General features: G+C 63.3%; 24 protein-coding genes and 1 tRNA gene. 15 read left to right on the top strand and 10 right to left on the bottom strand.

Going from position 1 to position 25,231, the window contains the following annotated elements; translation table 11 throughout:
* Nucleotides 1-106: 106 nt before the first annotated feature.
* Entirely contained in the window at nt 107-580 is a 474-nt protein-coding gene (gene greA, locus ABIE49_RS26880) for a transcription elongation factor GreA (RefSeq protein ID WP_192736743.1), read from the top strand.
* Nucleotides 581-1,238: 658 nt separating this feature from the next.
* Nucleotides 1,239-1,652, top strand: coding sequence for a DoxX family protein (locus tag ABIE49_RS26875; RefSeq protein ID WP_192736744.1), 414 nt, complete (start codon nt 1,239-1,241; stop codon nt 1,650-1,652).
* Nucleotides 1,653-1,812: 160 nt separating this feature from the next.
* Here ABIE49_RS26875 and ABIE49_RS26870 read toward each other — a convergent pair whose 3' ends face one another.
* The gene (locus ABIE49_RS26870) at nt 1,813-2,292 is read right to left on the bottom strand and encodes an Lrp/AsnC family transcriptional regulator (protein ID WP_192736745.1); all 480 of its coding nucleotides are present in this window, start codon (nt 2,290-2,292) and stop codon (nt 1,813-1,815) included.
* Nucleotides 2,293-2,602: 310 nt separating this feature from the next.
* Between ABIE49_RS26870 and trxB the strand changes: the two genes are divergently transcribed.
* From trxB to ABIE49_RS26845, 5 genes are all read left to right on the top strand, one after another.
* The gene (gene trxB / locus ABIE49_RS26865; RefSeq protein ID WP_192736746.1) at nt 2,603-3,568 is read left to right on the top strand and encodes a thioredoxin-disulfide reductase; all 966 of its coding nucleotides are present in this window, start codon (nt 2,603-2,605) and stop codon (nt 3,566-3,568) included.
* 32 nt (nt 3,569-3,600) lie between these two features.
* Nucleotides 3,601-4,494 (top strand): LysR family transcriptional regulator, encoded by an 894-nt coding sequence (locus tag ABIE49_RS26860; protein WP_192736747.1) that lies wholly within the window; start codon nt 3,601-3,603, stop codon nt 4,492-4,494.
* Nucleotides 4,495-5,213: 719 nt separating this feature from the next.
* Nucleotides 5,214-6,134 (top strand): 4-hydroxy-tetrahydrodipicolinate synthase, encoded by a 921-nt coding sequence (gene dapA / locus ABIE49_RS26855; protein WP_192736748.1) that lies wholly within the window; start codon nt 5,214-5,216, stop codon nt 6,132-6,134.
* A gap of 382 nt (nt 6,135-6,516) precedes the next feature.
* Nucleotides 6,517-6,666 carry a hypothetical protein gene (locus tag ABIE49_RS26850; protein WP_192736749.1) on the top strand — a complete coding sequence of 50 codons (150 nt, stop codon included), beginning with the start codon at nt 6,517-6,519 and terminating at the stop codon, nt 6,664-6,666.
* Nucleotides 6,667-6,798: 132 nt separating this feature from the next.
* Nucleotides 6,799-6,933, top strand: a complete 135-nt coding sequence (locus ABIE49_RS26845; RefSeq protein WP_283813432.1) for a hypothetical protein — start codon at nt 6,799-6,801, stop codon at nt 6,931-6,933.
* Nucleotides 6,934-7,128: 195 nt separating this feature from the next.
* On the opposite strand, the gene ABIE49_RS26840 is transcribed toward ABIE49_RS26845, so the two are convergent.
* From ABIE49_RS26840 to ABIE49_RS26830, 3 genes are all read right to left on the bottom strand, one after another.
* Nucleotides 7,129-7,809: an AAA family ATPase gene (locus ABIE49_RS26840; protein ID WP_192736750.1), complete on the bottom strand. Its 681-nt coding sequence runs from the start codon at nt 7,807-7,809 to the stop codon at nt 7,129-7,131.
* A 191-nt stretch (nt 7,810-8,000) separates the two neighbouring features.
* On the bottom strand, nt 8,001-8,294 hold the full coding sequence (locus ABIE49_RS26835) for a hypothetical protein (RefSeq protein WP_502916004.1): 294 nt from the start codon (nt 8,292-8,294) through the stop codon (nt 8,001-8,003).
* Between the two features lie 114 nt (nt 8,295-8,408).
* A complete protein-coding gene (locus ABIE49_RS26830; protein ID WP_354066987.1) occupies nt 8,409-8,768 on the bottom strand; it encodes a hypothetical protein in 360 nt (119 codons plus the stop codon).
* On the opposite strand from ABIE49_RS26830, the gene ABIE49_RS26825 reads away from it, so the two are divergent.
* A complete protein-coding gene (locus ABIE49_RS26825; protein ID WP_192736752.1) occupies nt 8,767-9,228 on the top strand; it encodes a hypothetical protein in 462 nt (153 codons plus the stop codon). The genes ABIE49_RS26830 and ABIE49_RS26825 overlap by 2 nt on opposite strands.
* An 82-nt stretch (nt 9,229-9,310) precedes the next feature.
* Here the strand turns inward: ABIE49_RS26825 and ABIE49_RS26820 are convergent.
* The 3 genes from ABIE49_RS26820 to ABIE49_RS26810 all read right to left on the bottom strand — a co-directional run bounded on the left by ABIE49_RS26820 (nt 9,311) and on the right by ABIE49_RS26810 (nt 10,774).
* Nucleotides 9,311-9,388 (bottom strand) — tRNA-His (locus ABIE49_RS26820).
* A 238-nt stretch (nt 9,389-9,626) separates the two neighbouring features.
* Nucleotides 9,627-10,061 (bottom strand): phasin, encoded by a 435-nt coding sequence (locus ABIE49_RS26815; protein WP_192736753.1) that lies wholly within the window; start codon nt 10,059-10,061, stop codon nt 9,627-9,629.
* Between the two features lie 335 nt (nt 10,062-10,396).
* Nucleotides 10,397-10,774 (bottom strand): phasin family protein, encoded by a 378-nt coding sequence (locus ABIE49_RS26810; RefSeq protein ID WP_192736754.1) that lies wholly within the window; start codon nt 10,772-10,774, stop codon nt 10,397-10,399.
* Between the two features lie 367 nt (nt 10,775-11,141).
* Here ABIE49_RS26810 and ABIE49_RS26805 point away from each other — a divergent pair, with 367 nt between their 5' ends.
* The 3 genes from ABIE49_RS26805 (at nt 11,142) to ABIE49_RS26795 (ending at nt 16,796) form a co-directional block, all read left to right on the top strand.
* On the top strand, nt 11,142-14,792 hold the full coding sequence (locus tag ABIE49_RS26805) for a PAS domain S-box protein (RefSeq protein ID WP_192736755.1): 3,651 nt from the start codon (nt 11,142-11,144) through the stop codon (nt 14,790-14,792).
* Nucleotides 14,793-14,883: 91 nt separating this feature from the next.
* Nucleotides 14,884-15,840, top strand: coding sequence for a threonine/serine dehydratase (locus tag ABIE49_RS26800; RefSeq protein WP_192736756.1), 957 nt, complete (start codon nt 14,884-14,886; stop codon nt 15,838-15,840).
* Nucleotides 15,841-15,968: 128 nt separating this feature from the next.
* Entirely contained in the window at nt 15,969-16,796 is an 828-nt protein-coding gene (locus tag ABIE49_RS26795) for a metallophosphoesterase family protein (RefSeq protein ID WP_192736757.1), read from the top strand.
* Here the strand turns inward: ABIE49_RS26795 and ABIE49_RS26790 are convergent.
* Nucleotides 16,735-17,220, bottom strand: a complete 486-nt coding sequence (locus tag ABIE49_RS26790) for a Crp/Fnr family transcriptional regulator (RefSeq protein WP_192736758.1) — start codon at nt 17,218-17,220, stop codon at nt 16,735-16,737. The two genes, ABIE49_RS26795 and ABIE49_RS26790, sit on opposite strands and share 62 nt — an antisense overlap.
* A gap of 191 nt (nt 17,221-17,411) precedes the next feature.
* Between ABIE49_RS26790 and ABIE49_RS26785 the strand changes: the two genes are divergently transcribed.
* From ABIE49_RS26785 to ABIE49_RS26775, 3 genes are all read left to right on the top strand, one after another.
* Nucleotides 17,412-18,440 carry a Fe(3+) ABC transporter substrate-binding protein gene (locus ABIE49_RS26785; RefSeq protein WP_192736759.1) on the top strand — a complete coding sequence of 343 codons (1,029 nt, stop codon included), beginning with the start codon at nt 17,412-17,414 and terminating at the stop codon, nt 18,438-18,440.
* 316 nt (nt 18,441-18,756) lie between these two features.
* Nucleotides 18,757-20,355, top strand: a complete 1,599-nt coding sequence (locus tag ABIE49_RS26780) for an ABC transporter permease (protein WP_192736942.1) — start codon at nt 18,757-18,759, stop codon at nt 20,353-20,355.
* A 198-nt stretch (nt 20,356-20,553) separates the two neighbouring features.
* Nucleotides 20,554-21,372: a phytanoyl-CoA dioxygenase family protein gene (locus tag ABIE49_RS26775; protein ID WP_192736760.1), complete on the top strand. Its 819-nt coding sequence runs from the start codon at nt 20,554-20,556 to the stop codon at nt 21,370-21,372.
* 153 nt (nt 21,373-21,525) lie between these two features.
* Here ABIE49_RS26775 and ABIE49_RS26770 read toward each other — a convergent pair whose 3' ends face one another.
* The gene (locus tag ABIE49_RS26770; protein WP_192736761.1) at nt 21,526-22,176 is read right to left on the bottom strand and encodes a 3-oxoacid CoA-transferase subunit B; all 651 of its coding nucleotides are present in this window, start codon (nt 22,174-22,176) and stop codon (nt 21,526-21,528) included.
* A 27-nt stretch (nt 22,177-22,203) separates the two neighbouring features.
* The gene (locus ABIE49_RS26765; RefSeq protein WP_192736762.1) at nt 22,204-22,911 is read right to left on the bottom strand and encodes a CoA transferase subunit A; all 708 of its coding nucleotides are present in this window, start codon (nt 22,909-22,911) and stop codon (nt 22,204-22,206) included.
* Nucleotides 22,912-23,160: 249 nt separating this feature from the next.
* Here ABIE49_RS26765 and ABIE49_RS26760 point away from each other — a divergent pair, with 249 nt between their 5' ends.
* Nucleotides 23,161-25,080 carry an AsmA family protein gene (locus tag ABIE49_RS26760; RefSeq protein WP_192736943.1) on the top strand — a complete coding sequence of 640 codons (1,920 nt, stop codon included), beginning with the start codon at nt 23,161-23,163 and terminating at the stop codon, nt 25,078-25,080.
* Nucleotides 25,081-25,231 lie beyond the last annotated feature (151 nt).

The following is a 25,231-nucleotide window of genomic DNA, read 5'->3' as shown; positions in this document are numbered from 1 at the left end:
GGGCTCGCGTTTCGGGCCCGAATGGTCCCGAATCGAAATCGAAAGACTGCTTCGTGCGCGCAACTTCTGAAGGGGCGGCTCGCACGGGCGAAGGACGGAAGAGATGATGGAAAAGGTTCCGATGACCGCCGGTGGCTATGCCGCCCTCGAGGTCGAGTTGAAGAAGCGCCAGTCGGAAGACCGGCCGCGCATCATCGAGCACATCGCCGAGGCGCGCTCGCATGGCGACCTTTCGGAAAACGCGGAATATCACGCCGCCAAGGAAGAGCAGTCGCATAATGAAGGCCGCATCGCCGAGATCGAAGACAAGCTCGCGCGCGCCGACATCATCGACATTTCAAAGCTCTCCGGCGACACCATCATGTTCGGCGCCACCGTCACGCTGGTCGACGAGGACACCGAGAAGAAAGCGGTGTGGCAGATCGTCGGTGAGCCGGAGGCCGATGCCAAGAAGGGCCGCATCTCCATCACCTCGCCGCTGGCCCGCGCGTTGATCGGCAAGAAGAAGGGCACGACCGTCGAGGTCATGGCGCCGGGCGGCGCCAAGGCCTACGAGATCACCAAGGTCGAGTGGCGCTAGGCTGGAGCCAGGTTTGCCCCGGCGGGCACTGCCCGCCGGTCCGGGGCCGGGACATGCGTTCATCGCCTTGAGGAAGACGGCATGCGGCCAGATCACCATCTCGTTGCGTGCCTCGCTTTCGCACTGACCAGCGTGATTTGCCGGATGCAATATTGCGGCCGCGGCCGAACTCCCGATTCCGTCGCGCAACGCACCCAAAGACCGCGGCAATTTTTCGATGCAATCCGGTCCGCCGAGTTGCAGCCGCTGGACCGACGACTGCGTCAACTGCACGCGCGGCGCCAAGGATGAGCCCGCGACCTGCTCCAACATCGGCATTGCCTGTCAGCCCAAAGCCATCCGCTGCCTCGGCGCACGGTGATCCAATGCGGCTTCCTGCTTGGGTTGGACGGCCTCGTAGTTCGCGACGCACCGCCTCGCCGCTCCCCACCATGAGGGTCGCACACCTCAGGTCGCTGAACCGGACTACGCGCTAGCGGCAGAGTGCCGCAGCGAAGTCACCTGGAAGTAACCCCGCGCCAGACGCGGCAAACTCGCAGCGCCCCGCATCATTTCGTTTTTTGCTCGCCAAAACGTCATCGGAATCCGGCCGCCGCGCGCTTTTCCTCGAGGCCGCGACACGATACCAAGTGGAACTCGATCCAACCTGGGGGACCACATGGACGCAATCGATAAGCTTCTTTCCAAATTTCAGGCGCCAGCACTGAGCCTGTTCCGCTTCATCACAGGCCTGCTGCTTCTGCAGTACGGCATCGCCAAGATTTTCAAGTTTCCAGTCGTGCCGATGTTCGCCAACATCCCGCCGCTAATCACCGTCGCTGGCACGATTGAGTTGATCGGCGGTGCGCTTCTGATGATTGGCCTGTTCACTCGTCCGGTCGCGTTCATCCTTTCAGGGCAAATGGCGTGTGCTTATTTCATCGGTCATATGTTCAAGGACCCATCGAAACCGGTGTTCCTGCCGCTGCTCAATGGCGGTACGGCCTCGATCCTGTTCTGCTTCGCCTGTCTCTATCTCGCGACCGCAGGCGGCGGCCCGATCAGCGCCGACGCGATGCGCGGGAAGCGTTAAGCCTCACCACGTGCCTGCGACAAGCGCACATTGTTTGCGCAAGTGCGATTGCGACTAAGCAATTCATTCTGTCTACGGATCAATGGATTGCCTCCGCCCACGCTCGTCGAGCTACGGCGGACAAGTCGCTTCGCTCGTCATGACGGGATAACGCGCAGCGTTATCCCGTCACCTTCAAATCGAGCGGCACCGCCGCTTCGTATTTGGAATTGTGCAGCACCAGCGACGTCCTGACATTGCGCACATGGGGCGCCGACGTCAGATGGGTGACGAAATCCTGGAACGTCGCCATGTCGGGCGCCACGCATTTCAGGATGAAATCCACCTCTCCCGACAGCATCCAGCATTCGCGCACCAGGGGCTCGGCGCGGACAAATTCCTCGAAGGCGCGCAAGTCCGCTTCGGCCTGGCTCGACAGGTGCACGGAGGCAAACACGGTGACGTCGAAGCCGAGCCGGCGCGGATCCAGCATGCCGCGGTAGCCCTGGATGTAGCCTTCTTCCTCCAGCGTCCTGACCCGGCGCAGGCAAGGCGGCGGCGAGATGCCGACCCGTTTGGCCAGTTCGACGTTGGTGATTCGGCCATCGGCCTGGATTTCGGAAAGAATTCTAAGGTCGATCTCGTCGAGATTCTTCGACACGCGGTCCGGTTCCTTTGGGTTCCCTAGGTTCTTTGGGGCTGGTTTGGCTTGGGAAGGTGTTTGCCGGCAACACTCTTAGCGCAGCTGCCATAGATTGCGCAATTTTATTGCGCGTGCACTGCGCCATTTTGCGAGAATCGGGAGAAAATACCGCAGTTCCGGGGAAAATTCGCTTATTTGAATTGCAAATCTTGCATGGCTACCCAGATATCATAGACTTGGATTTGACACTTTTAGCGCCGCGCGACGCATTTCCCGGCGCTTCCCGCACAAGTCCTCATCAAAATCCTCCAAAGAGAGGGAATCGCCGATGCCCGCGCCTATCCATGCCAAGGTCGTCATTATCGGTTCCGGCCCCGCCGGGTACACCGCAGCGATCTACGCCGCGCGGGCGATGCTTGAGCCGGTGCTGATCCAGGGCATCCAGCCCGGCGGCCAGCTCACCATCACCACCGACGTGGAGAACTATCCGGGCTTTGCGGATGTCATCCAGGGTCCGTGGCTGATGGAGCAGATGGAAAAACAGGCGGCCCATGTCGGCACCAAGCTCGTCACCGATCTGGTCACCAAACTCGACACCACGCAGCGGCCGTTCCGCCTGACCTGCGACAGCGGCGAGGTCTATCTCGCCGAAACCGTGATCCTTGCCACCGGCGCGCAGGCGCGCTGGCTCGGCATGCCGTCGGAAGAGAAGTTCAAGGGCTTTGGCGTTTCGGCCTGCGCGACCTGCGACGGCTTCTTCTATCGCGGCAAGGAGGTCATGGTGGTCGGCGGCGGCAACACCGCGGTCGAGGAAGCGCTGTTCCTCACCAACTTCGCCTCGCAAGTCACCATCGTGCATCGCCGTGACCATTTCCGCGCCGAGCGCATCCTGCAGGACCGCCTGTTCAAGAACCCGAAGATCAAGGTGATCTGGGACAGTGCGATCGACGAAATCTGCGGCACCGAAAATCCGGGCAAGGTCACCCATGTGCGCCTGAAGAACGTCAAGAGCGGCGCGCTGACGGAGGTGCCCGCTGACGGCGTCTTCATCGCCATCGGCCACGCGCCGGCAACCGAACTCGTCGCCGGCCAGGTCAAACTGAAACCCTCCGGCTATGTCGAGGTGGCGCCGAACTCGACGGCGACCTCGGTGCCCGGCCTGTTCGCCGCCGGCGACGTCGCGGACGAAATCTGGCGGCAGGCGGTCACGGCCGCGGGCCTTGGCTGTATGGCGGCCCTCGAGGCCGAGCGCTTTCTCGCCCTGCGTGCGAGTGATCGGGCGGCAGCAGAATGATTACGCGTCGAACACGGGACGGATTCACGGACATGGATTGGGACAAGCTGAAGGTGTTTCACGCGGCGGCGGAAGCGGGCAGCTTCACCCATGCCGGCGAGCAACTCGGGCTTTCGCAATCGGCGGTATCGCGGCAAGTCTCGGCGCTGGAGCAGGAGCTTGCGGTATCGCTGTTCCATCGCCATGCGCGAGGCCTGATCCTCACCGAGCAGGGCGACCTGTTGTTCCGCACCGCGCATGACGTGTTCATGCAGCTGCAGGCGGCGCGCGCCAAGCTCACCGACAGCCGCGAGCGGCCGTCAGGCGATCTCAAGATCACCACGCCGCCGGCGCTCGGCATCAACTGGCTGATTCCGCGGCTCGACGAGTTCACCAGCCTCTATCCGGATATCCGCATCTCGCTGATCGTGACCGACGAGGATCTCGATCTGTCGATGCGCGAGGCCGACGTCGCGATCCGGACCCGCAAGCCGACCCAGCCGGACCTGATCCAGCGCAAGCTGTTCTCGATCGGATTCCACGCCTATTGCTCGCCGGAATACATCAAGCGCTTCGGCACGCCGCGCACCCTCGACGACCTCGACTCGCATCGCATCATCATGCTCGGCGATGCGCAGGTGCCGCCGCATCTGCAGAACCGCAGCTGGCTGATCGACGCCGGCCGCAACGGCTCGGGTCCGCGCGAGGCTTACTTCAAGGTCAACAACATCCTTGGTCTTGTCAGGGCCTGTCAGCAGGGGCTCGGCATCGCCGCCCTGCCCGACTATCTGGTCGAGGAGAACAACCGTCTGGTGCAGCTGTTCGGCGAGACCGACTCGATCCAGATCGACACCTACTTCGTCTATCCCGAAGAGTTGAAGACGGTGGCGCGGGTGCAGGTGTTCCGCGATTTCGTGGTGAGCAAGGCGCAGCGCTGGCCCTCCTAGCATTTCGGTCTGACTGGAATTTCGGTTCTGCAAGAATCTAGAGCTATTGAATCAGAACCGAAGCTCTAGATTCTTGTTTCGACGCGTCTTCTTGACGCGAGCCGGTATCGATCCCGCATCACGCGCGGCACACACTTCGCTCGAAAACGCTTTCGCAGCCGCTGACGTTTCCCGCGTTCCGGATTAGCGGCTCTTATAAAGCCCCCGGTCTCCGCATGTCAGACATGCGGCTTAACCGGTTTACGCAAGCCGCCGATGGGGATCATAGTGTTTACACGCTGAGCGATCGTGTCGCGCATATGTCCCCCTCCTCCAGTGGCGCGGGCGCTCAGTAATCCCTCTTGGAAGGTGATTGTGTCGGCCTCACGTGGCCAATACCTTAAGCCGGGCTCTTTTGGGCCCGGCTTTTTTTCTTCTCCGGATCGCTTCGTCAGCAGATGATTTCTGCTGGACCTTCTTCGTCTCCGGATCTTTTCTTCTCCCGTAAAACAAACGTCATCGAGCGTGCGCGGATTGACAGCGCGCCGTTGCGCCATCATCATCAACACATGATCACGAATTCGTGCGCCGCTCTGTCGTCGAAAAAAGGTTCCCACCCGGGGACCCGAGATCGACGCGCGCGATAGATCAACCGCCAAGCCGATCCCGAAACCCCGCCGTCTGGACGGGGTTTTTTTATGTGTCCCGTCTCCGGCAAAAGCCTTCAAGGAGATGGAACCATGTCTACCGATCCGCAAAACCGATTACAGGGCCTCTGGCTGCCCCTCGTTACGCCGTTTCGCAATGGCGAACTCGATGAGCCGTCGCTGCGCCGCATGATCAGGCATTACGCCAACAGCCCGATCGACGGCTTGATCCTCGCCGCCACCTCGGGCGAGGGCATGACGCTCGACCAGGGCGAGCTCGAGCAGCTGGTGTCGGTGACCCGGGCCGAGATCTCGGCCAGCCGCCGCTATATCCCGATCTGTCTCGGCCTGTCCGGCGCCAGCACGCGCAAGATGCTGGATACGCTGGACGAGACCGCCGCCTGGCCGATCGACTTCTATTTGATCGCCAGCCCCTATTACACGCGGCCGTCGCAGCGCGGCCTGCTGCGGCATTTCACGGTGCTCGCCGATCACGCCTCATGGCCGATCGTGCTCTACAACATCCCCTACCGGACCGCGGTCAATCTCATCAACGAGACCCTGCTGCAGCTCGCCGCACATCGCAACATCGTCGGCATCAAGGATTGCTCTGCCGACCGCGCCCAGTCGATCGAGTTCCTCGCGCAGCGGCCGAAAGGTTTTCGCGTGCTGACCGGCGAGGACGCGCACTATCACGAGGCGCTGGTCGACGGCGCCGACGGCGCCATCCTGTTGTCAGCGCATCTGGAGACCGAAGCGTTCGCCTCGGTACGGACGCTGATGCAGCAGGGCGACCACCTGGGCGCCCAGGCGTGCTGGGACAATATTTCCGAACTGACGCGGCTGTTGTTCGCCGAACCCAGTCCGGCGCCTGCAAAATACTGGCTGGCGCAGAGCGGGCTGATCGACAGTGCCGAGGTCCGGCTGCCGATGGTGGAAGTCAGCACGGAGCTCGCGGCGCGGCTCGACGCGGAGCGGGAACGGCGCACGCCGGCCCTGCTGCGGCGGGCGTAGAGGAGCGTCGCAGCCGGATCCCTTCGGCTTGCGGGGAGCGTTGCGCACAAAAAAGCCGCCGCACGCGGAAGACCGCGGCGACGGCTTTTCTGTCGCTCCGCACCGGCTCGGATGATGCGGAGGCGGATAAGGTGCCCGGAATATCTTCCAATGGCGTGGACGCCGGCCGGCAAAATTGCCTGATCGCGTTGGCGCAATGTTAACCGCATTCGCCCGCGGTCGCCTGAGCCGATCGCCGCGTGACCTTTGCAGACGCGGCGGCGTTCCGGAACGCTGGTTAACGGTTGGTGAGAGCGGCGCTTCAAAATCGTCCAAAGCCTCGCCGTCAACTTTAAAATCCCTGATGTATTGATGTCCTCATTGAGAAAACGGGGGACATCAAATGATCGACCACACCAGCGACAATTGGAAATTTCCGACCAGCGAACGCGTCCAGCGAATGCAGGACGTTCTGCTGGTTTCGTCCTTTGCCTTGTGGGCGACGCTGATCGGCTTCGCGCCGGTCGTGACCTGGCGCCTGCTGATGGCTTGAACGAAAACGCGGGAGCTGCCGTGGTTAATCGGCGGTAGCACCTGCGGTCAAATGCGAGCGAAATTGCGACCGGGATTTTAAAAGCGGTCGCGTATCAAGCTCGTCACAACGGAAAAAACGCGGGGGCGCGTCGTGGAAATCGAAAACAATACTCTCCCTGATCAACAGGGCTTTACGACTGAGGACGTTCTTTGGGCGGTCGGCATCTGGTCGGTGATCCTGACCATGTCGCCGGTCGTCGTGTTCTACATGCTGATGGTGGCGTAAGCCGGTATTGCTTCGTCTGTCATTCCGGGGCGATGCGCAGCATCGAACCCGGAATCTCGAGATTCCCCGGTGCGCAATTGCGCACCTGAGGTCTGGTGCTAGCGCACCATCCCGGAATGACACCATCCAAATCCAATCGGACAAAGAAAAACGCGCGGAGTCCCGCGCGTCTTTTTAAGTCCGTAAGCGGCGTTGTTACGCCGCTTGCTTGTGCATGGCGCCGGAAGCCGACGCGTTGCCGCGGATGGCCTTGATCGAACGTTCGATCGCAGCCCACAGCCGGCTGATTTCCGCAGCGGCCCGGCCTTCCGCATAATACTCGCGGGCGCCTTCGCCGTTGCCAAGCGCCAGCAACAGATCCGCACGGTTGGTGATCTGACCGCTCCACACCGGCGCACGGAATTTGATCAATGCTTCACGTGCGATGGTTACGATGCGGCTTTCAACGCCGTCCCGGCTCGCCGGGGCACCGTTGATGACGACCGCGTAGGGCTTGCGCGCCGCACGGCAGGTCTGAATGGTTTCCTGCACGGCATTGACGTCAAACACGCCGGGCCGCGCCGGAATGATCACCATCGTGGCGTTCTTGATGGCGTCGTCGACGACGGCCGACAAATTCGGCGGCGTGTCGATGAACACCCATTCGATACCGTCGCGCTTGGCGGCGGCGATAATTCCGCTTACCGAATTCACCGCAGCCTTGATCGGCGGCTCGTTCGTTCCACGCAATTTGTGCCAGAGAGTAAGCGATCCCTGCGGATCAGCATCAACCATTAAACAGGGCTTCGTCGACTTATGGACGTGCGCAGCAATGTGGGCAGCCAGGGTACTTTTTCCCGAGCCCCCCTTACGCGAAGCAAAAACTATGACGTTCATACCTTGGCCTCCAGATTGACCCCAGAAGCCGAAAATGAATCAGCGCACTGATTCGTGAAAGAAAAATTTGCTGCTTATCGCGAAGAAGCCACTGATTAGCCAATAAAGCTGCTTTTTGAGTCACACTGCTTGCGACCGCGCAATCCGTGATGGAATCGCAAAAACGGAATCGCCAGAGTGGCTTGATCGATTCAGTGCATGCTTTTTGTGCGCTGACGTTCGATCCACTTGCGCTCGATCCATCCGAGCAGCTTCGCCATCGGCGGCTGCAGAAACGGGACGTCCTGCGCGAACAAAAGGAGTCCGAGCGGCAGCATCCAGAGTCCGAGCACCGGCAAGATGCTGAAAATGCCGCCGAGGATCAGCAGAATAGCGATCGGAATCCTGACGTAGCGCGACGACGGCTTGCGCAGCCAGCCGACGAATCTGGCCGGGCCGGCCGGCAGCTTGGCTTCGAACCAGGCGAAATGCCGGTCGAGCTCCATTTGCGATTCTTTGCTCAATTAATCTCTCCTCGTGCTGAAGAGATGTTGACTCGCAGCTGGAGTGACAAGGCGTCAGTCTGTCGCGCGAAAGGGGCTTGAAATGGCATGCCGCGCTCAGGTCCGGGCTGGTTTTGCCGGTTTCTTGGGCTTACGCGCCTTGGCCGCGGATTTCCGCGGGGCCGGCTTGATCGCCATTGGCCTGCCGGCGGGCGCTGCAGCGGCCCGGCTCGGTTCGGGACCGGATCTGAATTGCGCCCGGCAGGGCGGCGAAAGCTGAGACTTCTTGGCGACCATGCAGGCGGTGACGCGATCGACATTGGGAATTTCGGAGCTGCAAAGCCGGAAAGCGTCGCTGGTGCAGGCCTGTTCCTGTTCAGGCGTGTAGCTCTGACCCGAAGCCGGCAGCGATGAAAATGCGAGCGCCGTCGCCAACACCAAACCAAACCCGAAATTGCTGATCCGAAAAGTCGCCATGAATCCCCCCGAGGCAATGATTCCGCGAATTGTGGGTGAACCGCCCGGGATTGGCAAGCAGGGGTGGACAACACGCCACAGCACAAGTTCGACGACCAGCGCTGATTTCACCGGCCGGATCGCAACCGCGATCGTCGTCGTCGTCCTGGTGCGGCTGGCTATTCTGTTTCCGGCGATCGCGGTTGACGCGCCCGGTGCCTCGCTGCGCAATGTGATGGCTGATACGAAGGCTCGAAGCTGGTTGATCCTGAAAAGCTTTTTTATTGTGCTGCTGCCGGTATTGGCCGGGCTCCTGGCGATCGGCTCGATCAGCGACCTCGACGATCTGCCCAGCTGGTGGAGCGCAGACAGAATAACGTTCGACAGTCCGCTAGAGCTGCTGGCGACGGTGTTGGCGGCCGCGACCGCATCGCGGCTGTACGGCTGGATCGGCCATCAGGTGAAGGGCGTGACGCTCTGATCCGGTCAGGCATCATTGGCCGGACACGCGCTGCGGCCAGCGCAACGAATCGGGTGGTCTCGGGGAATATCCGCGTTGGGGTTGGTACAGTTGGGTGGGCTCGAACCACCGACCTCCTGTTCCACAGACAGGCGCTCTAACCAGACTGAGCTACAACTGCATCCTGCGCGAGCCCCCACGAAAAAGGGGGTGGCGAATGGGCGGGAAACTAGGTGCAACGCCACGCTTTGGCAAGGCCACCAGCCACCCGATTATCAGTCGTTTCGGGGGCGGACAAAGTTCATTTGCTTCGGGGCATCGATGGCCCACCCCTGCGAAAGGCCGGCCCAAGGACAGAAGAGGGGCAACAAAAAAGCCCGGGCTGACCTGCCCGGGCTTCTTCGAACCTTAATGCGGGCTCAGGCGGCCGGCTGCTGGTACTTCGCGGCCGACGCCTTGATCGGTTCGACGGTTTCGGTCGCAACCTTCTGGCCGAGTTCGGCGAGTTCCTTGGCCTGGGCCGAAAACGTCTCGAACTGCTTCTTGGCGTGCGAGGTCCACAGCTCCATGGCAGCTGCCGGCGTCTTCACGCTGAGCAGGTCCTGCGCGAAGTCGAGTGAGGACGTGGAGTTGGCCTTGAAGAACTCGAACAGCTTGGCCGAGTAGGCGCTGGCACCCTTGCTGGCCGAGGTGAACACGGCTTCCATGGTGCCGTTATGGCTCTCGGCCACATCCTTGAACTTGGCGTAGTTGTCGCGCGCCTGCGAAACGCCCTTTTCGGCGAACGCACGCACCTGCTCGGGGACTTCGAACGGAATGATTGAGGCGGAGAACGGATCGGTCGAACTGGTCATTCGCATGCTTCCTTCGCAACGGGGTGAATCGTGGTGACCCCTTGCGAACGCCACCGGTGAACGCCGGTAGCGCCGTACTGGATCACACGGTCTCTGCTTGTCTGAGCACGATCTTCTCGGAATACCGGTACATATTTCCGGATCGAACTCCGGTCTTGGGGAGTGCCCATCGTCGGGCATGCCCAATAAACACCCTTATCATGTCAATTTTGTGCAACGCAAAGCAAAACAATGTGCACTGCGGCATACATTGCCCGTACTGGATGTATTCTTAGCAAATAAGCCCTGACGTAGAGAAGTGGAGCGTTTGAAGCAAATGCCCATCAGGCGTCTCCTCAGCTCTTGGACTTCGCCGCATCCATCGCGGCGCGGCTGACAATCTGCCCGATCTCGCTGGCTTGCTCCGCCAGCGCACGCATCTGGCCCTGCACATACTCGCTGTGCAGCCGCATCACCTCGGTCAGATCCTTGGCCTTCAGCAGCGCTTGCGCGTAGTCCAGCGAGGTCTGCACGTTCTTTTCGGCGAAGGCGACCGCCTTGCTGCCGATTTCCCTGGCGTTGGTGCGCGCGGCGTCGCCGCGATGCTCGAGCGAGCCCGCGGCCTGGTGCGCGGAGGACAGGAATTTCTCGAAGGTCTGGCGGGCCTGCTCGAAGCTCGCCTCCGCCATGGATCGCATTTCCTTTGGAATCTCGAAACGGCCATCGTCGCTCATGGTCCCACTCCTGTGGTGTTGGGGGGCTGCTTGGCAGGCGTCCAGGTATCGCTAAAAGACCTCACCGGTATGGTGCCGTGGGCGGTTCCGAATCGTGCACCTTGGGCCGAGGGCCTCGGGTTCACATGGTCAACCTCCGGCGGTCTTTTGCAACAAGCTCAACGCCGCAGAGGCCGGTTCGGTTCACCCGGATTAAGGTTATCGCGGCTTAGAATGCCGCTTGGGTCCGCCCGGCCGTGGACCTGCCGCGCCGCGCTTGCGATACTGGCGATCCACTTGCGATCCTGCAGGGCAGTCAGCGTTTGGCCGCCGATTCGCAAAAATCATCTTCGAGCAGAAGGCTCATATCCACGGTCATGTCCCGCTGATGAATAATGCCGAACTCCAGATGCTAGCGCTCGGCGATCCGCGGCTGGCGGTGCACGCGACGAGCGCGCTGGCCGCCTGGCTGTGGTCGAGCGACGGCACGCGGGTTCTGTGGGCCAATCCGGTCGGCGCACGCTTGTTCGGCACGGCCAACAGCACGGCGCTGGCGGGGAAAATTTTCGGACCGGCCGATCCGCATCGGCGGCAGATCGCGCGGCTCGCCGGCCGCCTGCTTGCGGGCGGCGCGGTCCGGCTGGAGCGGCTGCAAGGTTTTGGCGCGACGCCCGGCATGCTCGCGACCTGCGGCTGTTCGCGGCTCGATCTGCAGGATGGCAGCCACGGTATTTTGGTTGCCGCCGGCAACATCTCAGGCCGCGCCATGCCGCTGACGGAACGGCTGCAGCGGCTGGTCGAGGGTCTCGCGATGCCGGTTGCGGCGTTTACCCGTGACGGCATCCTGATCGGCACCAGCGATGCGGCGCGTCCCCTGCTCGGCTTTCAAAATCTGGTCGAGGCCGGCCTCGACGATGCGCGCCAGGACGCGCTGAAGCAGGGCGCCGTCGCCACCGCGATCGACATCGGCCGCATCGTGCTGCAACGGGTTGGCGCTGGCGCCGACATCGGCCTCGTCGCGCTGATCGTGCCGGACGCCGTGCACGCCGCAGCGCCAGAGCCCGTCGCACCGATGCAGCCGCAAGAAGAGCAGCCGCAACAAGAATTGCCTGAACCACTCGATCCGCCGGTGGCGGGAATTGTCGCGAACGATCCTGCACCCGAACCGCCGCAGCCCGCCCCCGCCCCCATGGGCGAAGCGCCGACTGCCTTGGCGCTGTTCGACACGCTCGCAGAGGCGCCGGATGAAGACACCGAAACCGAGCCGGTCGCCGCGGCGCCGTCCATCAGCGAACCATCCGCCGCGATGCCGCCTGAACCATCGCCTGACGTCGAAGCGATCGCCGACGAAGCCACGCCCTCCTTCGCCGCCGGCGCCGCGCCTGAATCATCAGCCGAAAACCAGATAGCGCCGACCGCCGCCGCACCCGTCAAGGCGCCGTCCTGGTTCGAAGAGCCGTCACCGCATGCGCGGCGGCTTCCGTTGCGCTTCATGTGGCAGATGGATCAGGAAGGCCGCTTCACGCTCGGCGCCGATGAATTCACCCGGTTGATCGGCCCGCACACCACCGCCGGCTTCGGCCGGTTGTGGAGCGAGATCGCGCAAGCCTTCGGGCTCGATCCCGAAGGCCGCGTGATGAAGGCGTTTGCCACGCGCCAGACCTGGAGCGGCATCACGCTGAACTGGCCGGTCGATGGCGGCGCGCGGCTGCCGGTCGAATTGTCGGGCCTGCCGATCTTCGATCGCGCACGGCATTTTGCCGGCTTTCGCGGCTTCGGCGTTTGCCGCGATCTCGACGGCCTGGCACGGCTGGCCGCCTTGCGCCGCTACGAATTCTTCGGTGGAGCACCCGCGCCGGTCGCGCCGGAACCGCGCTCGGCTGATATCGTCCAGGCGGGCCCGGCGTCGGATTCGGTCGGCCCGGAGCTGCCCGCGCAGAACCCGTCCGCGGAGGACGCGCCTCAAGAAGCGTTGCCGCAAGAAAATTTTGGCGAAAGCCTCAGCGAGAACGTGACCGCGCAGCCGACCGCGGCAGATGACCCGCCCGCGGAATTTGTCATCGAGACCGGCGTCGCGTCGCCTCCCGTTACGGAATTGCCCGAGCCGATTGCTTCCGAGATTTCACACCCAACCGATCTGGATGCCGCCGTGGATACCCCAAAGGATACTCTGGCAGAAATGCAGGCGGAAACGCCGAAGAACGTTCTGCCGTTCCGCCCCCCCGGCGACGCCAAGCCGCCATCGCTGACGCCGGTCGAAAACAGCGCCTTCAACGAACTCGCGCGGCAATTGTCGGCGCGGCTCGAGAACGAGAACGGCAATGAGACGACACAGGCCGTCACCGGCCTCGATGAAACCGTGGTCGAGAATGCCGCATCGACGGACGCTTTGGCGGCAGCTTCACAGGAAGCCGCGAGCGATGCCCCGGTGCAGCCGGAATGGCTGGCCCCCTCCGAGCCGCCGGCGCGCGGCGAAAGCAGGCGCGACAAGGCGCTGCTCGACTTGCTGCCGGTCGGCATTCTGATCTACCGGCTCGACCGGCTGCTCTACGCCAATCCCGCCTTCCTCACGCAGATCGGCTATCCGAGCCTGCATGCGCTGGAAGATGCCGGCGGCCTCGACGCGCTCTATGTCGAGCCCGGCGTCTCCAACGCGCCCTCGACGTCGGACACCGGCACGCCGGTGATGATCTCCGCGAGCCAGCCGCAACCTGCGGAAGAAGACCCGGAAGGGCGCGCATCGACGCCACCGGCGGCAACCGACGCGCGCCTCTACACGATTTCATGGGACGGCGATTCCGCGCTCGCTTTGATCTTCTCGGGCGCGCGCAACGAAGGCGCCGCCGTCGCCGCTGCGATCGCGGAAGCTGTGCCGGTTGCCGAACCGGCAGTTGAACCACTGGCCCCCGAACCTTTGCCGGCGGGCCACGCCGATGCCGAAGAACTCGGCGCCATCCTCGACACCACGGCCGAAGGCATCGTGATGTTCGACGCCGAGGGCAACATCAGCTCAGTCAACCGCAGCGCCGAAGCGCTGTTCGGCTATGACGGCGAGGACCTGGCGCGGCGCAATCTGGCGGATCTGTTCGCGCCGGAAAGCCAGCACGAGGTGTTCGACTATCTCGCCAGCATCAAATCCGAAGGGGTCGCCAGCCTGCTCGAGCACGGCCGCGAGACGCTCGGGCGCGAGAGCAAGGGCGGCTTCATTCCGCTGTCGATGACGATGGGACGGACAAAGGCCGACGGTCCGAATTTCTTCGCGGTGTTCCGCGACCTGTCGCAGGCCAAGCAGAGCGAGAATGAGTTGCGGGAAGCGCGCCGGCTGGCCGAGCGCGCCGCCAGCGCCAAGGCCGACGTGCTGGCCCGCATCAGCCATGAGGTGCGCACGCCGCTCAACGCCATCATCGGTTTTTCCGAGGTGATGATCGGCGAACGTTTCGGCGCGCTCGGCAATGAGCGCTATGTCGAATACATGAAGGACATCCGCGCTTCCGGCGAGCGGGTGATCTCCATCATCAACGACCTGCTTGATCTGTCGAGGATCGAGACCGGCAAGCTCGATCTGTCGTTCACCAACCAGAATCTCAACGAACTGGTCGAGAGTTGCGTCGCCGTGATGCAGCCGCAGGCCAACCGCGAACGCATCATCATCCGCACCTCGCTGGCACACACGCTGCCGCCTGTTGTCGCCGATGCGCGCGCGCTGCGCCAGATCACGCTCAACCTGATCGGCAATTCGATTCATCTCGCCAATGCCGGCGGCCAGGTCATCGTCTCCACGGCGTTGTCTGATTTCGGCGAGGTGATGCTGCGGGTCCGCGATACCGGCCACGGCCTCAACGACAACGAAGTCGCCGCCGCCCTGGAGCCGTTCCGTACCCCGGCACCATCCGATCAGGCCTCCGACGGCTCCGGCGTCAGCCTGTCGCTGACTAAGGCGCTGGTCGAAGCCAACCGCGCCCGGTTCCAGATCAAGACCGGCACGCGCTCGGGCACGCTGATCGAGGTGGTGTTCTCGCACGCCACCGCGAAGGCTTGAACGCGGCCGCCAGATTTCTGCGAGAACGGGTTCCTGGTTTCGCGATGCGGGCTTCGTCACCCGTGTAGACTGCAAGCTGCGGGAGACTGCCATGAATGGACCTGGTGAAGCCGTAACGCCGCAAGCCATCGCAGCGTGCGAGAAGATCATCCGGCCCTATATCAGGCGCACGCCCGTGGTCGAGACCGATGGCCGCGAGTTCGGGCTGTCCGCCGGCGCAATCTGCCTCAAGCTCGAACTGCTGCAGCACTCGGGGGCGTTCAAGGCCCGTGGCGCCTTCACCAATCTTTTGACACGGGCGATCCCCAAAGCGGGCGTCGTCGCAGCATCGGGTGGCAACCACGGCGCCGCCGTCGCCTATGCTGCGAAGAGGCTCGGCATACCGGCCAAGATTTTCGTTCCCAGCGTGTCGTCTCCCGCCAAGATCGCGCGCATCCGCGAGTACGGCGCCGACCTCACCATCGAGGGCGATGGTTATGCGGATGCGCTCGCCGGAAGCGAAGCTTGGGCGCAGCAAACCGGCGCGCTGCCGGTTCACGCATTCGACCAGAACGAAACCATCATGGGTCAGGGAACGATCGGCCTGGAGCTCGACCAACAACTTCCCAACATCGACACGGTCCTCGTTGCGGTTGGCGGCGGCGGGCTGGTTGCAGGGATAGCGGCCTGGTACGCCGGCAGCATCAAGGTGATCGGTGTCGAGCCGTTTGCGTCGCCGACGCTGACCAGGGCGCTGGAGGCCGGACGTCCCGTCGATGCGGAGGCCGGCGGGCTGGCGGCGGATTCGCTGGCGCCGCGCCGCGTCGGCGAAATTGTATTCCCGATCGCGCAGAAATACGCGTCGCGAACCGTGCTGGTGACCGACGACGCGATCGTCGAGGCGCAGCAGACGCTGTGGCGCGCCTTGCGCATCGTGGCGGAGCCGGGCGGCGCCGCCGCCTTTTCGGCGATCCTGTCCGGCGCCTACCAGCCGGCCGACGGCGAACGCGTGGCCGTTGTCGTCAGCGGCGGCAACACGGCCGCGGTGAATTTCGGTATCACGCACTGAGAAGGCGAACTGCGGGTATCTGCCGCTCCCGGATCGCTGCGGCACGGCACAGTTTTTGCTCGAATCCAGCTGCCTGAATGCATCCGGACCCGGATCGCCTATTTGTCAGGCAACTGGATTGGCCGACTATGCGCTGTCTCGTTGTCGCGGACCTGCATTATTCATTGCCGCAGTTCGACTGGCTGCTCAGCGCTGCACCCCGGTTCGATCTCGTGATCTTTGCCGGCGACGCGCTCGATATCGGCTCGATGGTCGATTTCCGCGCCCAGATCGTCGTCGTGAAGAAGTACCTCTCGCTGCTTTCACGCATCACCCGCGTGATCCTTTGCTCGGGCAATCATGACCTCGACGACCATAGCGCCGAGGGCGAAAAAATCTCGCGCTGGATCGGCGAGGTCCGCGAACTCGGCATCGCCTGCGACGGCGACAGCCTGACCATCGGCGACACGCTCTTCACGGTCTGTCCGTGGTGGGACGGTCCCCTAGTCAAGCAGCGCCTCGAAACGCAGTTGCAGGAGGCCTCGGTGGAGCGGCTGGCGCACTGGATCTGGGTGCATCACGCGCCGCCTGCGAATTCGCCAACCAGCTGGGGCGGCAAGCGGTATTTCGGCGATGTCGATCTCGTGCAGTGGATCGCGCGCCACCAGCCCTCGATGGTGATCTCGGGCCATGTCCACCAGTCGCCCTTCATTTCCGAGGGCTCATGGTTCGACCGGCTCGGCGATACCTGGGTATTCAATACCGGATTGCAGCCTGGCCGGCCGCCCACCTACATCGTGCTCGATCTCGACGAGGCGACCGCGTTCTGGCTTTCGGCGGACCACGCGCAATCGATCGACCTCAAGGCGCCGTTGCAGCGGCCGGCGGCAACGATTCAAACCGCGCCGCCCTGGCTCATATCCTTGGATCAGATTGCCGATCCGAGCCTGGTGAAACCTGTGTCGGCGGAAGGTTGATCATGCTCTGCAGGAGGTCTCCGACCATCGCGAGGTGGTTGCCGTGGCCGGCATATTGCCGCTTGAGATCGGCGAGATAAGTGTTGGCGACGTTGAGCCGCTGCGCCAGCATCCTCGCGATCATCAGCGACACCGCCGGCTGCTGCCGCAGGAAGGACGCGGCATCGTCGATCTCGTAGATCGCCGAATCCTGCGCCGCACGCACGGTGGCGGTGTGCGGCGTGTCGAGCAGCACCGACATTTCGCCGAGCACCGCGCCTGGCTCGGCAATGGTGGCAACGATGGTGTCGCCCTTGATGACCTCGAGCCGTCCCTCGATCAGCACATATAGATGCCCGGTGCGGGCTCCTTCGTGAAGAACTTCGGTGCCGGCGGCGACGCTCCGCCTCGTACCGCCAATGCAATATTCGAGAATGTCGCGCATCGGCTTACCTCCGCTAAGGCCGAGATTAGGCACGGAGCGTGCCAAGGTCGAACAGATATTTTGGAATGTTTCTAAACTTCAATCTGGAATCGCTCTAAAAGAATGCAGTCGCGACATCGCGGCGCTTCGTGCGCGCTATCCGCTGGGCTAGTGAAACCGGCATCATCCTCGTGCCTGCCGGAGCAGCCATCATGATTAAATTTCGCGTCTTCGCCGCATCAGCGGCGTTGCTTGGTTTGGCCTCGTCCGCCATCACCACGGCTTCCGCCGATAACGGCGAAGTCAACGTCTATACCTATCGCGAATCCAAGCTGATCCAGCCGCTGTTCGATGCCTTTACCAAGGACACCGGCGTCAAGGTCAACGTCGTCTCGGCGAGTTCAGGGCTCGAGCAGCGCATGAAGGCCGAGGGCGCCAACAGCCCGGCCGACGTGCTGCTGACGGTCGATATCGGCCGCATGGACGATGCGGTGAAGGCCGAGGTGTCTCAGCCGATCAAGTCGGAGGCGCTCGACAAGGTCGTGCCGGCGCAATACCGCGATCCCGACGGACACTGGGCCGGCATTTCGATGCGCGCGCGCGTGATCTACGCCTCGAAGGATCGCGTCAAGCAGGACGCCATCACCTATGAAGAACTCGCCGATCCCAAGTGGAAGGGCAAGATCTGCATCCGCTCCGGCCAGCACATCTACAACAACGGACTGTTCGCGGCCTACACCGCGAAGTACGGCGAGGCCAAAGCCGAGGAATGGCTGCGCGGCGTCAAGGCCAATCTGGCGCAGAAACCGTCGGGCGGAGATCGCGAGGCCGCGCGCGACGTCGCCGCCGGCAAGTGCGACATCGGCATCGGCAACACCTATTACTGGGCGCTGATGATGAACAACGATCCCGAAAAGAAGCCGTGGGCGGAAGCCACCAAGGTGATCCTGCCGACGTTTGCGGGCGGCGGCACCCACGTCAACCTGTCCGGCGTGCTGCTGGCCAAGCACGCGCCGAACAAGGCCAATGCCGTCAAGCTGATCGAATGGCTCGCCGGTGAAAAGGCGCAGCAGATGTATGCCGACCAGAACTACGAATACCCGGTGCGCGCCGGCGTCGCCATCAACCCGACGATTGCGGGCTATGGCAAACTCAACGCCGATACCCTGCCGATCGCCAAGATCGCCGCCAACCGCAAGGCGGCCGCGACGCTGGTAGACAAGGTCGGCTTTGATAATTGATGCTTTGACGACTGATTATGCCGTGCTGCCCGGACTTGCTCCGCCCTGTTCCCTCCCCCCCTTGCGGGGGAGGGTTAGGGAGAGGGGTAAGCCACGACCACCGACCCCGCGGCTACCCCTCTCCCCTGCCCTCCCCCGACGCAAGTCGGGCCTGCCCGACTTGCGCAAATTCAAAGTACGCAACCGGGGTAAACCCCGGGTGCGTGGGGGAGGGAGCAGACCTTCGCCAGTCGAGGCACCGGCACCTCTCACCTAAGACCAACCTCACGTGAACCCTTCCGCGCACGCCGGACGGATCTCGGCGGCAATCGCTGTCATGACCGCGATCATGGTCGCCGCGCCCGTGATCGCGGTCATCGCGCTGGCGATGAACCCCGCGCCTGATCTGTGGCGGGACCTGATCGCCTACGTGCTGCCGCGGGCGATGCTCGACACCGCGCTGTTGCTGTTCGGCGTCGGCATGCTGGCGCTCGTGATCGGCGCCGGCTCCGCGTGGCTGATCTCGCTGCATGACTTTCCCGGCCGCGCGCTGTTGTTGTGGCTGATGCCGCTGCCGCTGGCGATTCCGACCTACATCGCCGCCTACGTCTATGCCGACCTGTTCGAGCCGCTCGGCCTGGTTCACCGCACGCTGGCGATCTGGTTTCCGCTGCGCGACACGGTGGCCGTCCTGCCCAATCTGCGTTCGATGCCGGGCGCGATCATCGTCATCGGCCTCGTGCTCTACCCTTACGTCTATCTCTCGGCGCGAACGATGTTTCAGTTCCAGAGCGCCGAATTCGCCGAGGCCGCGCGAACGCTCGGCGCCAGCCGCCTGCAGATATTCTTCCGCGTCTCGCTGCCGATGGCACGGCCGGCGCTGGCGGTCGGCGTGGCGCTGGTGTCGCTGGAAACCTTGAACGACATCGGCGCCAGCGAATATCTCGGCGTCCGTACGCTCACCGTGTCGATCTTCACGACCTGGCTCAACCGCGGCAGCCTCGCCGGCGCGGCGCAATTGTCCTGCTTCATGCTGGCGATCGTGGCCGGCCTGATCGCGATCGAACGTTATGGCCGCCGCAATGTCGCGACCGGGTTTTCCGCCGAGAGTCCGCGGCTGACGCCGCGCACGCGATTGCACGGCAGCCGGGGCTGGTGGACGTTTGCCGCCTGCCTCACGCCGGTGCTGCTCGGCTTCATCGTGCCGGTGCTGTTTCTGCTGCAGCAGAGCTTCAAGCGCGGGCTCTTGACCAATTTCGACATGACGCTGGGGCGCGATGCCTTCAATTCGGTGGCGTTCGCAACGCTGGCGACGCTGATCGCGCTCGGGCTGGGCTTTGCCACCATCCTGGCCTGGCGCTGGCGCCCGGATCCGGTGCGCCTCGTTGCGATGAACATCTCGCAAACCGGCTACGCCCTGCCCGGCCTGGTTCTCGCGCTGGGCCTGCTGACCCCGGTGCTCGCGATCGACAATGGCCTGAGCGCGCTCGGCGGATGGCTCGGACGCCCACTGCCGGGACTGATCCTGGTCGGCTCGGGCGCAGCCGTCGTGATCGCCTATGTGATCCGCTTCCTGGCGGTGCCGACCGGACTGATCAAGGCAGGCTTCGAGCGAATCCCGCACGACTACGACGACAGCGCGCGCGCCGCCGGCGCAAAGCAAGCAACCACGATGCGGCTGATCCATCTGCCGCTGCTCCGGCCGGCGATGCTGGGCGCCGTCATCATCGTGTTCGTGGACTGTCTGAAGGAATTGCCGGCGACGCTGCTGCTGCGTCCGCTCAACGTCGATACGCTGGCGACCTCGATCTACCAGTTCGCCAGCCGCGGCAGTTTTGAGGACGGCGCGCTCGCGGCGCTGCTGATCGTCGCCGCCAGCATCGGCCCGGTGGCGTGGCTGACGCGGTTTTCCGACGTGCCGTCAGGGCCGGCGTAGGTGCGAATCCTGCTCCACGGACTCATTGATCGGAGTCCTGGCCGTCTTAATTCCGCCCTCCGCGTCGGTATACGTCCCCATCATGATGTTCATGTCCACATTCTTCCCCCTGATCTGAGCGACCCCAAGTCGTTCCGGCGCATCGCGCCGATTAGATCAAAACGGCTGCGCTGATGCGACGGCCGACGGAGAATGTGTATGCCCAAGACCGAGTATATCGGCTTGACCTCTGATCAGGTCGAGAACTTCATCAACGATGGCTTTGTCAAAATTGAAAACGCCGTCACCGCCCAGCTTGCAAAGCAATGCAGAGACGAGCTCTGGGCGGATATTGGCCTTTCGCCAGACGAGCCCGAAAAGTGGATTCACCCGGTTATTCGGGTGGCGTCCAAGGCTTCACCGCCATTTGTTGAGGCCGCCAACACGCCACTTCTGCACAAGGCCTACGATCAACTCGTCGGTGATCGCCGCTGGCTTGCGCCGCAAGGCCTCGGGACCTTTCCGATCCGCTTTCCTTCGCCAAAATCCCCTGGTGACGATGGCTGGCACGTGGACGTGAGTTTCGGCGACGACACTCCCGACTTCATGGAGTGGCGTGTCAATGTGAAGAGCCGTGGGCGCGCATTGCTGATGCTCTTTCTGTTCTCCGATGTTGGCCACGACGATGCGCCGACAAGGATACGGAAAGGGTCGCATTCGACCATTGCGCGGGAGTTGCTGCCGTATGGCGACGCCGGAGCGACGCTTCGGCAGCTCTCGGCCAGTAGTTACGCTTCAACGGAAAATTGCGAGGTTGAGCTGGCAATCGGCGCGGCGGGTACCGTCTATCTGTGCCATCCGTTCCTCGTTCATGCCGCGCAACCTCACCGAGGGGAGCGGCCGCGCTTCATGGCACAGCCACCGCTGCTGCCGAAGGGTGGGTTTGACCCGGCGTTGCCGCCCTCGCCGGTTCAGATCGCTATCCGTCGGGCGTGCGGGCTCATGCGGTTTTCCGACGTGCCGTCAGGGCCGGCGTAGACGGCAAGCTTCCGTCGTCCCGGCCTTGAGCCGGGACCCATAACCCCGGTCGTCTATTGCTTGATGAAGGTCTCTCCTACAGCGCTCTAACGAGAGGCCGCGGCGTATGGGTCCCGGCTCAAGGCCGGGACGACCATAGAATCTTGTCGCGCCTTACGCGTTCTTCAGCGCGACGCGGAAGTCGGCTTCGGTCTTGGCCTTGACCTCGTCCAGCGTGACGCCGTCGGCGAGCTCGATCAGCGCCATGCCGTCCTTGCCGTGCTTGTCGATGGTGAAGACAGCCAGATCCGTCACCACCATGTCGACGACCTTCTCGCCGGTCAGCGGCAGGTTGCAGGTCTTCAGGAGTTTCGGGCCGTCCTTGGCGGAATGCTCCATCACGACGACGACGCGCTTGACGCCGGCGACGAGGTCCATCGCGCCGCCCATGCCCTTGACCATCTTGCCGGGGATCATCCAGTTGGCGAGGTCGCCGTTCTGCGCCACCTGCATCGCGCCAAGGATCGACAGATCGATATGCCCGCCACGCACCATGCCGAAGGATTCGGCTGACGAGAAATAGCTGGTCGACGGCAGTTCGCTAACCGTCTGCTTGCCGGCGTTGATGAGATCGGCGTCTTCCTCGCCCTCATAGGGGAACGGGCCCATGCCGAGCATGCCGTTCTCGCTCTGCAGGCTGACGTCGATACCGTCGGGGATGTAGTTCGAGACCAGCGTCGGAATGCCGATGCCGAGATTGACGTAATAACCGTCGCGCAACTCTTTGGCGGCACGAGCGGCCATCTGTTCACGGGTCCAGGCCATGGGGCTTTCCTGCTTCCTGTTGAGTTCTTATGCGGCGGGGCGCGGACGGGTGTTGCGGAACTCGATCCGCTTCTTGCCGGTGCCGACGTCGATGATGCGTTTGACGAAAATGCCGGGCGTGTGGATGTGATCGGGGTCGATCTCGCCGGCCGGCACCAGATGCTCGACCTCGGCGATGGTGACCTTGGCAGCGGTTGCCATCATCGGGTTAAAATTGCGCGCGGTCTTGCGATAGACCAGGTTCCCGGCGGTATCGCCCTTCCAGGCGTGGACGATGGCGAGGTCGGCGAACAGGCCGCGCTCCATGATGTATTTCTCGCCGTCGAATTCCTTCACTTCCTTGCCTTCGGCAATCAGGGTGCCGACGCCGGTCTTGGTGAAGAAGGCCGGGATACCGGCGCCGCCGGCGCGGATGCGCTCGGCCAGCGTGCCCTGCGGATTGAATTCGAGTTCCAGTTCGCCGGCGAGGTATTGCTGGGCGAACAGCTTGTTCTCGCCGACATAGGACGAGATCATCTTCTTGATCTGCCGGGTCTCCAGCAGCCGGCTCAGCCCGATGCCGTCGACCCCGGCATTGTTGGAGACGACGATGAGGTTCTTGACACCGGATTCGCGGATCGCGTCCGACAGGGTCTCGGCGATACCGCAAAGACCGAAGCCACCCGACATGATCATCATGCCGTCCTTGAGAACGCCATCGAGTGCCGATTTGGCGTCGGGGTAAACCTTGTTCATGGATGTCTGACCTGATGGAGGAAACGGCTCAAGGCCGGCATAATCTCAGGGATTATTAGGCGAAATCTTCGCACTGCGTCAATGCGCGCGCTTTTGGACCACAGGCGGCGGTTCACAACGCCAGGATGGCCTTGAAAGCGTCAAGAAAACCCTTCAGGTTGTGTGGGTTGGCAAGGGCTGAAAGCTAGACGCGGCCGCCCCGGACAACCAAACCCTCGACCTCAACCCGACCTGGATATGTCTTTGACGATGGCCCAAGGAATGAAGCGCCTGGGGATGCCGATTGCGGCGTTTCTCGGCTTGGCTTTGATCGGCCTGATCGGGACCTCCTGGTTCCTCAACCGGGACGCGCTGCGCCAGGCGGTCGAGGCGCAGATTCGCGCCGTCACCGGGCTCGACCTGGTGGTCTCGGGTGCGATCGACGTCTCGGTATTTCCCGGCAGCTATGTCTCGTTTCACAACGTCAGGCTGAAGGGCGGCGCAACCGTCGACCCGGCGCTGCAGGTCGACGTGCTGACGGCCAATCTGCGCTTGCTGCCGCTGTTGCTGCGGCGGTTCGAGATCGCCGACGTCATGATGCTTCGGCCGCATATCCGCGTCGTCAGGGACGGCAATGGCGAGAGCAACTGGACGCCGTTCGTCGAGACCATCGCCCGCGCCATGAAGCCGGGCGCCGAGAATCAGGTGTCGTTCTCCGAGATCCGGATCCAGGACGGTGTGCTCAACTATGAAGACGCCGCCAGCCAGGTCTCCGAGGCGCTAAGCGATATCGACCTGTCGCTGGCCTGGCCGTCGATTTCGCGTTCGTTCGCCGCCACCGGACAGTTCGACTGGCGCGGCGAGCGCGTCGACGGCTCGGTCAGCGCCAGCGATTTCGTCGCGCTGCTGTCGGGCGATCGCTCCGGCGTGAAGGCGCGGCTGGTCAGCGCGCCGCTGAAACTGGCATTCGATGGCGCGCTCGCCAACCGCACCAGCCTGATGATGGAAGGCACGGTGACGATCGACAGCCCGTCGCTGCGCAACGCGTTGCGCTGGATGGGACAGTCGCCGCCCGGCGGCGGCTTCGGCCGCTTCGCGCTGAAGGCCCGCGCCAATGTCGTCGGCGGTTCCGTTGCGCTGACCAATGTGAATGTCGAACTCGACGGCAACGTCGCCGAAGGCGTGATGACCTTCTCCAATAACGGCCGGCAGGCGCTGCAGGCGACGCTGGCCGCCGGGGCGCTGGATTTCACGCCCTACATCTCGACCTTCCGCCTGCTGGCGAGCGGCGCGCGTGACTGGAATCGGCAATTGTTCGACCTGAACTCATTGTCGACCACCGATCTCGACATGCGGCTGTCGGCCGCCAAGGTGACGGTCGGTTCGACCAAGCTCGGCCGCACCGCCTTCGGCGCCAATCTGCGCGGCGGCGCGCTCGCGCTCTCGGTCGCCGAGGCGCAGATGTATGGCGGCATCGCCAAGGGCACGTTCGGCGTCGCCCGCTCGGACGCGGTGGCCGACGTCAAGGCCCAGTTCCAGTTCACCGATGTCGACCTGCACGCCTGCGCATCCGAATTGTTCGGTATCAACAAGCTCTCCGGCCGCGGCAATCTCAATGTCTCGCTGGTGGCCTCGGGCTCCAGCCCGTTCGGGCTCGTCACCTCGCTCGACGGCACCGCTAACCTGACCGGCCGTGACGGCGCGATCGCGGGCTTCAATGTCGAGCAGCTGTTGAAGCGGCTGGAACGGCGGCCGCTGTCCGGCAGCGGCAATTTCCGCAACGGCTCGACGCCGTTCGATACGCTCAACGTGTCGGTAAAGTTCAACGACGGCATCGCGACCGCCGAAGACGTCCGCGTCGAGGGTCCCACGACGCGGCTCGCGCTGACCGGCACCGCCTCGGTGCCGGCGCGCGAATACGATCTGAAGGGCGTCGCCAGCCTGACATCAGCCCCCAACGCGCCGCCCGGCTTCGACCTGCCGTTCGTGGTGCAGGGCCCGTGGGATGATCCATTGGTGTTCCCCGATCCCGAAAGCCTGATCCGCCGCTCGCCGGGCGCAGCCCCGCTGCTGGATGCAGTAAAGGATCGCAAGACCCGCGACGCCGTGCGCTCGGTGATCGAGCGGATCACCGGCGGCGGCCCAAGGCCGGCAGCACCGGCGGCTGCCGAGGGCACAAAACCGAACTGACGACGGCACCACAAGCCTGTTCACGATGACGCTTGCGACCTTGCTCGGACGGGCACCGACGCCGGCTGGTCTTCCGGAATAACTGAACATTAACCATACGAGCCCATGATTTGAGCCGAATTCAGGTGGGCAAAAGCGCGCGCGAGCCATT

It is taken from the genome of Bradyrhizobium sp. OAE829 (assembly GCF_040546575.1).
Classification (GTDB): Bacteria; Pseudomonadota; Alphaproteobacteria; order Rhizobiales; family Xanthobacteraceae; genus Bradyrhizobium.
Note: the sequence above shows the minus strand (reverse complement) of the source record. Positions and strands in the feature narration are given on the sequence as shown.